Origin of the sequence: Streptomyces spinosisporus, assembly GCF_022698145.1 — a bacterium.
GTDB classification, from domain to species: domain Bacteria; phylum Actinomycetota; class Actinomycetes; order Streptomycetales; family Streptomycetaceae; genus Streptomyces; species Streptomyces spinosisporus.
The window spans coordinates 272,929-284,493 of sequence record NZ_JALDAX010000012.1 but is presented as its reverse complement, the minus strand read 5'-3'; the positions used below and the strand labels follow the sequence as shown (position 1 = coordinate 284,493).

Annotated in this window: 11 protein-coding genes; 4 read left to right on the top strand and 7 right to left on the bottom strand. The window is 73.3% G+C overall.

Translation table 11 applies throughout. The annotated features are described in order from the left end of the window. A partial coding sequence (gene mycP, locus MQN93_RS29110) for a type VII secretion-associated serine protease mycosin (RefSeq protein ID WP_242711898.1) occupies positions 1–1,194 on the bottom strand: 1,194 nt, incomplete at its 3' end. A 50-nt stretch (positions 1,195–1,244) separates the two neighbouring features. Then, a complete protein-coding gene (locus tag MQN93_RS29105; protein ID WP_242711889.1) occupies positions 1,245–2,666 on the bottom strand; it encodes a hypothetical protein in 1,422 nt (473 codons plus the stop codon). A gap of 277 nt (positions 2,667–2,943) precedes the next feature. Between MQN93_RS29105 and MQN93_RS29100 the strand changes: the two genes are divergently transcribed. Next, complete coding sequence (locus tag MQN93_RS29100; RefSeq protein ID WP_016434351.1) at positions 2,944–4,146, top strand: amino acid deaminase/aldolase; 1,203 nt, start codon at positions 2,944–2,946, stop codon at positions 4,144–4,146. A 37-nt stretch (positions 4,147–4,183) separates the two neighbouring features. Here the strand turns inward: MQN93_RS29100 and MQN93_RS29095 are convergent, their stop codons facing one another. The 4 genes from MQN93_RS29095 to MQN93_RS29080 are packed head-to-tail and all read right to left on the bottom strand — an operon-like array spanning position 4,184 to position 8,684. Beyond that, entirely contained in the window at positions 4,184–5,104 is a 921-nt protein-coding gene (locus tag MQN93_RS29095) for a DUF2510 domain-containing protein (protein ID WP_242711897.1), read from the bottom strand. A gap of 48 nt (positions 5,105–5,152) precedes the next feature. Further along, positions 5,153–5,935 (bottom strand): 3-oxoacyl-ACP reductase, encoded by a 783-nt coding sequence (locus MQN93_RS29090; RefSeq protein WP_242711888.1) that lies wholly within the window; start codon positions 5,933–5,935, stop codon positions 5,153–5,155. After that, positions 5,932–7,311: an aldehyde dehydrogenase family protein gene (locus MQN93_RS29085; protein ID WP_242711887.1), complete on the bottom strand. Its 1,380-nt coding sequence runs from the start codon at positions 7,309–7,311 to the stop codon at positions 5,932–5,934. Before MQN93_RS29085 ends, MQN93_RS29090 begins: the two co-directional genes overlap by 4 nt. Positions 7,312–7,319: 8 nt before the next feature. Beyond that, a complete protein-coding gene (locus MQN93_RS29080) occupies positions 7,320–8,684 on the bottom strand; it encodes a glutamine synthetase family protein (RefSeq protein ID WP_242711886.1) in 1,365 nt (454 codons plus the stop codon). A gap of 92 nt (positions 8,685–8,776) precedes the next feature. On the opposite strand from MQN93_RS29080, the gene MQN93_RS29075 reads away from it, so the two are divergent. The 3 genes from MQN93_RS29075 to MQN93_RS29065 all read left to right on the top strand — a co-directional run bounded on the left by MQN93_RS29075 (position 8,777) and on the right by MQN93_RS29065 (position 10,539). Continuing rightward, complete coding sequence (locus MQN93_RS29075) at positions 8,777–9,511, top strand: FadR/GntR family transcriptional regulator (protein WP_242711885.1); 735 nt, start codon at positions 8,777–8,779, stop codon at positions 9,509–9,511. A 73-nt stretch (positions 9,512–9,584) separates the two neighbouring features. Next, positions 9,585–10,289 carry a gamma-glutamyl-gamma-aminobutyrate hydrolase family protein gene (locus MQN93_RS29070; protein WP_242711896.1) on the top strand — a complete coding sequence of 235 codons (705 nt, stop codon included), beginning with the start codon at positions 9,585–9,587 and terminating at the stop codon, positions 10,287–10,289. Between the two features lie 64 nt (positions 10,290–10,353). After that, positions 10,354–10,539 (top strand): gamma-glutamyl-gamma-aminobutyrate hydrolase family protein, encoded by a 186-nt coding sequence (locus MQN93_RS29065; protein ID WP_372504477.1) that lies wholly within the window; start codon positions 10,354–10,356, stop codon positions 10,537–10,539. An 82-nt stretch (positions 10,540–10,621) separates the two neighbouring features. Here the strand turns inward: MQN93_RS29065 and MQN93_RS29060 are convergent, their stop codons facing one another. Next, on the bottom strand, positions 10,622–11,548 hold the full coding sequence (locus MQN93_RS29060; protein ID WP_016434358.1) for a LysR family transcriptional regulator: 927 nt from the start codon (positions 11,546–11,548) through the stop codon (positions 10,622–10,624). Between the last annotated feature and the right edge of the window lie 17 nt (positions 11,549–11,565).

Below are 11,565 nucleotides of genomic sequence, written 5' to 3'. Positions count from 1 at the left end.
GGGACGTGGCGGGGCCGGGAAGTTCTCGTAGCGGGTGCGGCGGCCGCGCCACAGGGCCACGGCCATCACCAGTAGGACCCCGCCGAGGCCGCCCGCGAGCGGGGCGGCCCAGCCCGTGGGGTCGTCGTCCGACGTGGCGGCGTCCGGGCCCGGGCCGAAGTACTTGTCGCCGTACGACGCGACCTGAAGTCCCTCCGGCTTGAGGTGGCCTGCGGCCTTGATGGCGGCGGCCGGGTCGATCATGCCGAAGCCGCGGGAGTCGTCGCGCCCGCCGGCCGGGGCGTTGCGGGCGGTGTCCTCCAGGACCTGTTTGATCTGGGCGGGGGTCAGCCCGGGGTGCGCGGCCTTGATGAGGGCGACCGCGCCCGAGACGAAGGCGGAGGCGGCGCTCGTGCCCCAGCCCTCGTAGTACTTGTGGTCGGGGTCGGCGATGACGATGTCGACGCCGGGGGCGCTGACCGTCGCGTACCAGCGGCGGGTGGAGAAGGAGGCGCGGGTGCCGAAGCGGTCGACCGCGGTCGCGGCGATGACGCCCGGGTAGGCGGCCGGGTAGGAGACGTGGTCGCCCTTCTCGCCGCCGTTGCCCGCCGAGGCGATGACGGCCACGCCCTTCTTCAGGGCGTACTGGACCGCCTCGTCCTCGCCGGGTTCGGGGTGGGCGGAGGCGGAGTCGTCGCCGAGCGATAGGTTGATGACGTCGGCGCCGTGGTCGGTGGCCCAGCGGATGCCTTCGGCGAGGGCGTTGCCGCGGGTGCTGCGGGCCTTGCCGCGGGCGGAGTCGCCGTCCTCCAGGATCACGCGGACGGGGAGGATCTTCGCCTCGGGCGCGATGCCCATGACGCCCTCGCTGTCGCCGGGGCCGTGCCCGTGACCGGCGATGATGCCGGCCATGGCGGTGCCGTGCCGGGCCCAGGCCCGGTCCCCCTGCTTCGCCCCGAAGCCGATCATGTCCTTCGCCGGCAGGACGTTCCCGGCCAGGTCGGGGTGGTCGGTCTCGACGCCGGTGTCCAGGACGGCGACGGTGATGCCCTTGCCCTTGGTGGTCTGCCAGGCCTGCTGGGTGTGCATGGCGTCGAGGGCCCACTGCTGGGCGCGGATGCCGTCGGCGTGCGCGACGGTCGGCGGGACGAGGGCGACGGAGGCGGCGAGGAGGACGCCCAGCGCTCCGGTGCGCGCTCCGTTGCGGCGCTTCACGAGGGTGCGGCGCTTCACTGGAGTGCTGCGCTTCCCTGGGGTGCTGCGCTTCACGAGGGCTTCTCCGTGGGCGAGGTGACGTCTTTGCGCAGGGCCCGTTCGATGCGGTCGGCCAGTCCCTGGGCCTCGTTGCCGAGCCCCGCCTGGGCCGGGGGCGAGGTGGTGCCGGGCTGCGTGGCCTGCTCGGCGGGGACCGGGGTGTCGACGGTGCGGCCGTCGGTCCAGCCGGAGACGGCGTAGACGACGACGGGGGCGTCGGTGAGGACCGAGATCGTCCATGAGGCACGCTGCTTGTCGCCGAACCGGGCCGCGGGGCTGTCCTTCTCGGCGAAGGGGCGGGGCATGAGATCGGTGCGGGTGCCGAGGCCTTCGTTCTGGAAGCGCTTGGCGAGGGCCTCCATGGACGGGGCGTCGGCCTTGGTGAACACCATGCCGACGGTGGTGACGAAGCTCTGGGTGGCGTCGGTGTAGGTGGCGCGCAGCAGGCGGCGGCAGCCGGCGGGGGCGAGGGCCTTCTGCAACAGCGGGTCGAAGGCGCCCTTGCAGCCGCTGTCCGGTGCGACGGCGACGCGCGTCCACGTGCGGTCGGCGCCGCCGGGGCCTGCGCCGGTGCCCTTCACCGTCGGCGGGAACAGACGGTCCACGGGCACGCTGTGCCACAGGCTCGCGGCCTCGGCGAAGGTGTCCCGCGTGCCGCCGTCGCCGGTGCCCCCGACCAGCCAACTCCCGGTCACGGCACCGCCGATGAGGCCGAGCCCGAGCACCAGACAGGCGGCGATCGCGGCGGTGCGCGGGCGCACCCGAGCGCCGAGCGGGCGGGGTCTGGCCCGATCGTCGTAGCCCTCGGGCTCCGCGAACGAGACCACGGGCCGCTCGGTGCTCGGAGCGCTCGGAGCGCTCCAGGAGAGGGCCGGGTCGGGCTCCGTGCCCCTGCCCTGCGGGCGGGAGGCGGGCATGGGCGGTACGGCCTCGGTCTCCGGAGGGATCGGGCGCAGCCGTGTGGTGGATTCCTGCGGCGTCTCCGCGGGCGCCTTCACGGGTCGCGGCGGCGTCGTGGGACGGCGGCTCGGCTGCGGCGGTGCGTCGGCTGCCGCCGAACCGGCCCCGTCCTTCTCCCGTCCGGCCACCGGAGGTGCGTCCGGGAAGCGTGCGGATGCCTGCGGCGGGGGCGGCTCCGTCCTCTCCTCGGAGGGCGCGCGCAGCCGCGGGAACCGGGCCCGGACCTCCTGGGCCCCACCGGCCACGGCACCACCGTCGGCCACGGCACCGGGACCGGGACGCGGCACGGACTCCCCGTCCGGTTCGCCGTCGTCCTGCGGGGACCGGGGTGTGCGGTGCCAGGGGGACCAGGTGTCGGACGTCGCGGAGGGCGGGGCGTCGTTCGCGTCCCGGGCGGGTTCGGGGGTCGTCCCGGCTGTCGGCGGCTTGGGGGGACGCGGCGGAATCGCGGCGTGCTGCGCTTCCGTGCTCATGCACCCCCCGTTTCCTCGCGCCCGGGCCGACTACCAGTACGCGGGCCGTCGTCCGTGCGCTCAACCGGTCGACGCCGGGTCACTCCGTCCCGGGGCACGCATACCCGTACGGGCGGACCGGCATCCGTCGGCACCGTGTGCGCCGACGTCGTTCCGCCGTACGTGCGCGTCACTCTACGGGTTGCGGATGTCGATTCGGGAACCAGTCCACGAGCCCGGGGGATCTGCCCGGAACGTCCCCCTACCCTGCGGTAATCCTGTCTGGCAGGCTTCGTTCATGACTGCGCGCGCCGCCGACCGGGCCCGTTACGACCGGGCCACCGCCCACCTGGACGCCCCCTTGGCCATCGTGGACCTGGATGCCTTCGACGCCAACGCGGACGATCTCGTGCGCCGTGCGGGCGGCAAGACGATCCGCGTCGCCAGCAAGTCCGTACGCTGCCGGGCCCTGCTGGAGCGGGTCCTGGACCGGGACGGGTTCGCAGGTGTGATGGCCTTCACCCTCGCCGAGTCCCTCTGGCTGGCGCGCAGCGGTTTCGACGACATCCTGCTCGCCTATCCGTCCGCGGACCGCGCCGCCTACGCGGAACTGGCCGCCGACCCGAAGCTCGCCGCCGCCGTGACCGTGATGGTCGACGACCCGGCGCAGCTGCGGTTCATCGACGAGGCGCGCGACGGCGGGCGCGAAGTCATCCGGGTCTGCCTGGAGTTGGACACCTCGCTGAAGCTGCTGGGGGGACGCGTGCGCATCGGGGCGCGCCGTTCGCCGCTGCACTCCCCCGCCCAGGTCGCCGACATGGCGCGGGCCGTCGCGCGGCGGCCCGGCTTCAAGGTCGTGGGGATCATGGGCTACGAGGGCCACATCGCGGGCGTCGGTGACTCCGTCGCCGGGCATCCCCTGCGGTCGCGTGCCGTGCGCCTGATGCAGGCCACGGCGCGCCGGGAGCTGGCCGAGCGGCGCGGCGCCGTCGTGCGTGCGGTCCGGGCGGTCGTGCCCGACCTGGAGTTCGTCAACGGCGGCGGCACCGGCAGTGTGCAGTACACGGCCGCGGAGGACGCGGTCACCGAGATCGGCGCGGGATCCGGGCTGTACGTGCCGCGGCTGTTCGACAACTACACGTCCTTCAGCGGGCGTCCGGCGGCGCTGTTCGCCCTGCCCGTCGTGCGTCGCCCCGGGGTCGGGGTGGTGACGGTGCTCGGCGGCGGATACCCCGCCTCCGGTGCGGCCGGCGGTGACCGGCTGCCGGTCCCCCATCTGCCCGAGGGCCTGCGCTACGACCCGCAGGAGGGCCCCGGCGAGGTGCAGACCCCGCTGCTCGGCTCCCCCGCCGACGACCTGCTGATCGGCGACAAGGTGTGGTTCCGGCACGCCAAGGCCGGTGAGCTCTGCGAGCGGTTCGACGTACTGCACCTCGTGCAGGGCGAGACCGTGACGGCCACCGTTCCGACGTACCGCGGGGAAGGTCACACCTTCCTGTAGCGACCCGGCTGCCCGCCCGTTCCTGGAGCGTCGGCCCTCAGTCCGTGGGGCCGATGCTGCTTCCCACGCCGCCGCCGGTGGCCGCGTCGTCGATGGACCGGATGCCCCTGGTGATCTTGTCCATGTCGGTGAGCGGCGGTCCGTCCTCGCCCGCGTCGAAGACGAACCGGACGAGCACCGGCGCCTCGGTGCCGACGCTGGAGGGGAAGGCGAGCGACTCGACGTAGCCGCCGGGGCCCTTGGCCGTCTTCACCCGCCAGCGGACGTAGTACCCCGCCCGGCCCGCGACCGCGATCTGGCCGGATGCGACCTGCTGGTGGGACTCGATGCCGCCGAAGGGGCGCCGGCCGACGAGGTCGCGGTCGTAGGCCGCGTCGGCGGCGTCGGAGATGTCCTTCTTGGCGAGGGCCTCGGGGGAGCTTCCGTCGTTCCCGGTCGCCGTGCGGGAGATGACCAGGCCGTGCCGGCACACCCCGGAGTCGCCCGGGCAGTCGTAGGTCCCGTCGGTGGTCATGACGACGTCGTCCTCGGTGACGTACTGCGGCCTGACCCAACCGTCGGGCAGCGGCAGCGTGATGCCGTTGAGCTGGTCGGTGACGACGGCCGGGTCGTCGGCCGAGGGCTGGGACGTGGACGCCGAGGGCGAGGGGGCGTCGGTGGTGGGTGAGGCGCCGGAGGTGGCGGGGTTCGGGACGCTGCGGACGTCCTCGCCGTCGCCGTCGTCGCCCCTGCCGAGGTAGAGCCCGCCCGTGACGATGGCGGCGACGAGGACGGCGCCCGCGGCGATCAGCGCGACGACCTTCGCCCGGCCGGTGCCGCCGCCCCCGGCCGACGGCGGCGGCACGGGAGCCGTCGGCGCGGCGGCCGGGGCGCGGTGCTCGGTCCAGGTCGTGCCGTCCCACCATCGCTGCAGGTGGGGGGCCGACGGATCGGGATACCAGCCGGGCGGGGGCGACATGCTCATTGAGGCACTCTAGGACGGGCGTCGAGGATCGGGACACGACTCCTAGAGCGGTGTGACGTACGCGCCCGCGAGCCCGCCGTCGACCAGGAAGTCGGTGGCGTTGACGAACGACGCGTCGTCGCTGGCCAGGAAGGCCACGGCGGCGGCGATCTCGTCGGCCTCGGCGAACCGGCCGACCGGGATGTGCACCAGCCGGCGGGCGGCCCGCTCCGGGTCCTTCGCGAACAGCTCCTGCAGCAGCGGGGTGTTGACCGGTCCGGGGCACAGCGCGTTCACGCGGATGCCCTCGCGGGCGAACTGCACGCCCAGTTCGCGGGACATGGCGAGCACGCCGCCCTTGGACGCGGTGTACGAGATCTGGGAGGTGGCCGCGCCCATCCGCGCCACGAAAGACGCCGTGTTGATGATGGAGCCCCTGCCCTGGCGGCGCATGTAGGGGATGGCGGCCTTGCAGCACAGGTAGACGGAGGTGAGGTTGACCTCCTGGACGCGCTTCCAGGCCTCCAGGCCGGTCTCCAGGATGGAGTCGTCGTCGGGCGGGGAGATGCCCGCGTTGTTGAAGGCGACGTCGACACTGCCGTAGATGTCGAAGGCGGTCCTGAACAGGGCCTCGACCTGCTCGGCGTCGGTGACGTCCACCTTCACGAAGAGTCCGCCGACCTCCTCGGCGGCCGCCTTGCCGCGGGCCTCGTCGACGTCGCCGCAGACGACGTGCGCGCCCTCGGAGGCGAGCCTGCGCGCGGTGGCGAGTCCGATGCCGCTGCCGGCTCCGGTGATGACGGCGGTGCGGCCCACCAGGCGGCGGCAGATGTTTTCGTCGGTCACTGTGCGGGGCCTTCCGTGCTGATGAAGACGTTCTTGGTCTCGGTGAAGGCGGCCAGGGCGTCCGGGCCGAGTTCACGGCCGATTCCGGACTGCTTGAAGCCGCCGAACGGGGTCCAGTAGCGGACGCTGGAGTGGGAGTTGACGGAGAGGTTCCCGGCGCGGACGGCCTGCGAGACGCGCAGGGCGCGGCCCACGTCCCGGGTCCACAGGGAGCCGGAGAGGCCGTAGTCGGTGGCGTTGGCGAGGGCCACGGCGTCCGCCTCGTCGTCGAAGGGAAGGACCACGGCGACCGGGCCGAAGACCTCCTCGACGGCCACGCGCGCGTGCGGCTCGACGCCGGTCAGGAGGGTGGGCGGGAACCAGAAGCCGGGTCCGTCGGGGGCCGTGCCGCGGATGCCGGGGGCGCCCGTGTCGACGTAGGAACGCACGCGCTCCAGCTGGGACTTGGAGATCAGCGGGCCCATGTCCGTCTTCTCGTCGGCCGGGTCGCCGACGAGGACGGACTCGATCGCGGGGGCGAGGAGTTCCAGGAAGCGGTCGTGGACGGAGCGCTGGACGAGGATGCGGGTGCGGGCGCAGCAGTCCTGGCCGGAGTTGTCCAGGAAGGACATGGGGGCGGCTGCCGCGGCGGCCTCCAGGTCGGCGTCGGCGAAGACGATGTTGGGGCTCTTGCCGCCGAGTTCGAGGGTGACGCGCTTGAGCAGCGCCGAGCCCTTCGCCAGCACCTGCTTGCCCACGGCGGTCGACCCGGTGAACACGATCTTCGCGACGCCCGGGTGCTCGACGAGGGCGTTGCCCGCGACGGGTCCGCGGCCGGGAAGCACCTGGAACAGGTGCTCGGGCAGGCCTGCCTCCAGGGCGAGTTCGGCGAGGCGGAGCGCGGTCAGCGGGGTGGTCTCGGCGGGCTTGAGGAGGACCGCGTTGCCCGCCGCGAGCGCCGGTGCCGTGCCCCAGGCGGCGATCGGCATGGGGAAGTTCCAGGGCGCGATGACGCCGACGACGCCGAGCGGTTCGAGGATCGTGACGTTCAGGCCGCCGGGCACCGGGATCTGGTGGCCCAGGAGTCGCTCCACTCCCCCGGCGGCGTAGTCGAGCAGGTCACGGACGTTGCCCGCCTCCCAGCGGGCGTTGCCGATGGTGTGGCCGGCCTCGCGGACCTCCAACCGGGCTAGCTCTTCGAGGTGTTCGTCGACGGCGACCGCGAACCGGCGCAGCAGCCGGGCCCGGTCGGCGGGCGGCAGCGCCGCCCACCCGGCCTGTGCGGCGGTGGCGCGTACGACGGCGGCGTCCACGTCGGCCGCGGTGGCGCCGGGGACGGTGGCGACGACCTCCTCGGTGGCCGGGTTCAGTACCTGGAGCTCAAACTCGTGCGACAAGAAGGGCCTCACATGCGTTCGAAGGAGCGGCGCAGCTCCCAGTCGGTCACCGCGGCGTCGAAGGCCTCCAGCTCGACGCGCGCCATGTTGCGGTAGTGGGCGACGACCTCGTCACCGAAGGCGGCCTTGGCGATCGGGCTGTTCTCCCAGAGCGTGGCGGCCTCCCGGAGCGTGGTCGGGACGTGCTCGTACCCGGCGGTGTACGCGTTGCCGGGACAGGCGTCGGGCAGCTCCAGCTTCTGCTCGATGCCGTACAGCCCGGCCGCCACCAGACCGGCGACGGCGAGGTGCGGGTTGACGTCGCCGCCGGGCAGCCGGTTCTCGAAGCGCAGGGAGCGGCCGTGGCCGACGACCCGCAGGGCGCAGGTGCGGTTGTCGTGGCCCCAGGCCACGGCGGTCGGGGCGAAGGAGCCCGGCTGGAACCGCTTGTAGGAGTTGATGTTGGGGGCGTACAGGAGCGAGAAGTCGCGCAGCGCGGCGAGCTGTCCGGCGAGGAAGTAGCGCATGACGTCGGACATGCCGTCCTCGCCGTCCCCGGGCATGACGTTGTTGCCGGCGGCGTCCGCGAGCGAGAGATGGATGTGGCAGGAGTTGCCCTCGCGCTCGTTGTACTTGGCCATGAAGGTGATCGAGACGCCCTCCTGCGCGGCGATCTCCTTGGTGCCGGTCTTGTAGATCGCGTGCTGGTCGCAGGTGCGCAAGGCCTCGTCGTAGCGGAAGGCGATCTCGTGCTGGCCGGGGTTGCACTCCCCCTTGGCGGACTCGACGGTCAGGCCCGCGCCCGCCATCTCGTTGCGGATGCGGCGCAGCAGCGGCTCGATACGGCCGGTACCGAGCACCGAGTAGTCGATGTTGTACTGGTTCGCCGGTGTCAGGCCGCGGTAGTTGGCGTCCCAGGCCTGCTCGTAGGTGTCCTTGAAGACGATGAACTCCAGCTCCGTGCCGACCTGGGCGGTGAAGCCGTGTTCGGCGAGGCGGTCGAGCTGGCGGCGCAGGATCTGCCGGGGGGCGGCGAGGACGGGTGAGCCGTCGTTCCAGGCGAGGTCGGCGACGACCATGGCGGTGCCGGGGTTCCAGGGCACGCGGCGCAGGGTGGTGAGGTCCGGGTGCATGGCGAAGTCGCCGTAGCCGCGGTCCCAGGAGGACATGGCGTAGCCGTCGACGGTGTTCATCTCGGTGTCGACGGCGAGGAGGTAGTTGCAGCCCTCGGTGCCGTGGTGCAGGACCTCGTCGAGGAAGAAGCGGGCGGCGAACCGCTTGCCCTGGAGGCGCCCTTGCATGTCGGGAAAGGCCAGGACGACAGTGTCGATCTCACCGCTCGCGACGAGGGCGTGCAGCTCCTCGACGCCGAGTGGGGGTGTGCGGTCTGCCACGGGAGATCTCCTTCGGCTGCTGCGCTTTTTCCACCGGGCCGGAAGCCATAAGGTATGCCGGAGAACCATTGCTTGGGAAGGGGGTGCGGCGGGTGTCGGTGGATCCGGACGGCGGCCCGGACGACCGGTTGACGCCGGTGCTGCGGCCGGTGCGGGCGGGCAACGGCTTCGAGGAGGCGCTGGAGCAGATCCTGCAGGTCGTACGGCTGGGTCTGGTGCCGGGGGGCGGGCGGCTGCCGGCCGAGCGGGAGCTCGCGGAGCGGCTCGGGATCAGCCGGGTGACGCTGCGCGAGGTGCTCAAGGTGCTGCAGGACCAGGGTCTCGTGGAGTCCCGGCGCGGGCGCTACGGCGGCACCTTCGTGCTGCCGCGCCAGGACGCGGGCGGCGAGGACGAGCTGCGGCGCCGGATCGCCGAGGTCGACATCGAGGACGTGCTGCGCTTCCGGGAGGTGCTGGAGGTGGGGGCCGCGGGTCTGTGCGCCACGCACGGCCTCGGCAAGGAGCAGGCGGACCGGCTGCGCGAGGCGCTGGACCGCACGGGCGACGCCCCGCTCGCCGACTACCGCCGGCTGGACACCCTGCTCCACCTCACGCTCGCGGAGCTGTGCGGGTCGCCGACGCTGACCGCGCAGTACGCGGCGGTCCGGGCCACGGTGAACGACCTGCTCGACTGCATCCCCCTGCTCGTGCGCAATCTGGAGCACTCGCAGCGGCAGCACGTCGCGCTCGTCGAGGCGGTCCTGGACCGGGACGCGGACGGGGCACGGAGGATGATGCGGGAGCACTGCGCGGGGACGGCGGCGCTGCTCAGGGGATTCTTGACGTGACCAAAGGTATTCGGCGAATCCATTGCTCGGGGCGGGAGGACGCATGACGCGAGGACGCATGGCGCGAGAACGCATGGCGGGCGGGCCGCTGATCGGCGTCAGTACGTATCTGGAGGCCGCGGCGCGCTGGGGCGTGTGGGAGCTGGAGGCGGCCCTGCTGCCGGCCGGCTATCCGCGGCTGGTGCAGCGGGCGGGCGGCATGGCGGTGATGCTGCCGCCCGACGAGGCGTCCCGGGCGGCGGACGTCGTGTCCCGGCTGGACGGTGTGGTGATCGCGGGCGGCCCGGACGTCGACCCGTCCCGCTACGGCGCGGAGCGCGACCCCCGCACCGGCCCGCCCGCCCCTGCCCGCGACGCCTGGGAACTGGCCCTGATCGACGCCGCGTTGGCGGCCCGCGTCCCCCTGCTGGGCATCTGCCGGGGCATGCAGCTCCTGAACGTCGCCCTCGGCGGCACCCTCGTCCAGCACCTGGACGGCCACGCGGAGATCGTGGGCACCTTCGGCCACCACCCGGTGAAGCCGATCCCCGGCACGCGCTACGCCACCGCCGTCCCGGAAGAGACCTCCGTCCCGACCTACCACCACCAGTCGATCGACCGCCTGGGCACCGGCCTCCTGCCTTCGGCCCACGCAGAGGACGGCACGATCGAGGCGATCGAGCTACCCGCAGCCGACGGATGGGTCCTGGGAGTGCAATGGCACCCGGAAATGGGCACGGACACACGGGTAATGCGAGCACTGGTGGACGCGGCAGCGCAACCTCCGACCACCACCTGAGCGCCGCACCGACAGCCCCGGCCACCCCCGGAACACCGGACCGCAAACGCCCGCCAAGCGGTCGATCGACCGCCCGGGCACCGGGCTCCTTCCTTCGGCCCACGCGGAGGACGGCACGATCGAGGCCATCGAGCTACCCGCAGCCGACGGATGGGTCCTGGGCGTGCAATGGCACCCGGAGATGGGCACGGACATACGGGTGATGCGAGCACTGGTGGACGCGGCGGCGCAACCTCCGACCACCGCCTGAGCGCCACGCCGACAGCACCGGCCGTCCCCGGAACACCGGACCGCAAGCGCCCGCCGAGAGGTGCGAACGGCCCGCGCAGCGGCTACCCCCGCGTAAGTGACAGCAGTTCGCGGGCCGGGCCCGTCGGGCGGGGGCCTGTGGGCCAGACGGCGCGTAGGTCGCGTGCCAGTGCCACCCCCTCGACCGGTACCCGTACCAACCGCCGCATCGCCAGTTCCTCGCCCACGGCGAGTTCGCTGAGGACGGCGGGGCCCGCGCCGCTCACTGCTGCTGCCTTGACCGCGGTCGTCGAGGAGAGCTCGATCAGGGGGCGGGCCAGGCCGCCCAGGGCCGCGTCGAGCACCTGGCGGGTGCCGGAGCCCTTCTCGCGGAGGATCAGGGGGGTCGCCGCCAGTTCGGAGGCGGCGAGCGGGCGGCTGCGGCGGGCCCAGGCATGACTCGGCGCCGTCACGACGATGAGATGGTCGTGGGCGATGACGGCGGAGTCGAGGCCGTGCGGGACATCGACGCCCTCCACGAAACCGAGGTCCGCCTCCCCGGAGAGCAGGCGCTGCGCGACCGCCGCCGAGTTGCCCGCGAGCAGGGACACCGCCGTGTCCGGGCGCTCGGCCCGCAGGGCCAGGAGCCAGCCGGGGAGGAGGTACTCGGCGATGGTCATGCTCGCCGCCACCCGCAGCCGCGAGTCCCGCCGGTCCCGCAGCGCCTGCGCTCCCGCGTCGAAGGCCTCCGCCGCCTCCACGATCCGCCGGGCCCAGTCCGTGACCAGCGCGCCCGCGTCCGTGAGGCGGGAGCCGCGCGGGGAGCGGTCTACCAGGGCCACGCCGAGCTGACGCTCCATGGACCGGATCCGGCTACTGGCCGCCGGCTGGGTGATGCCCACCTCTCGCGCGGCCGCGCCCAGGCTGCCGAGCCGAGCCACCGCCAACAGCAGCTCCAGCGCCCCGAGATCAGGCACCCGATGCGCCAGATCGCCCGCACCACCGGAAGCCCGCGCACCCTCTTCGCTCATAACCCCAGCTTATGCCC

Excerpts from the sequence above, each read along its gene's own strand:
- MQN93_RS29095 (WP_242711897.1), bottom strand. The coding sequence starts at position 5,104 with ATGTCGCCCCCGCCCGGCTGGTATCCCGATCCGTCGGCCCCCCACCTG.
- MQN93_RS29100 (WP_016434351.1), top strand. The coding sequence starts at position 2,944 with ATGACTGCGCGCGCCGCCGACCGGGCCCGTTACGACCGGGCCACCGCC.
- MQN93_RS29060 (WP_016434358.1), bottom strand. The coding sequence starts at position 11,548 with ATGAGCGAAGAGGGTGCGCGGGCTTCCGGTGGTGCGGGCGATCTGGCG.
- MQN93_RS29070 (WP_242711896.1), top strand. The coding sequence starts at position 9,585 with ATGGCGGGCGGGCCGCTGATCGGCGTCAGTACGTATCTGGAGGCCGCG.
- MQN93_RS29105 (WP_242711889.1), bottom strand. The coding sequence starts at position 2,666 with ATGAGCACGGAAGCGCAGCACGCCGCGATTCCGCCGCGTCCCCCCAAG.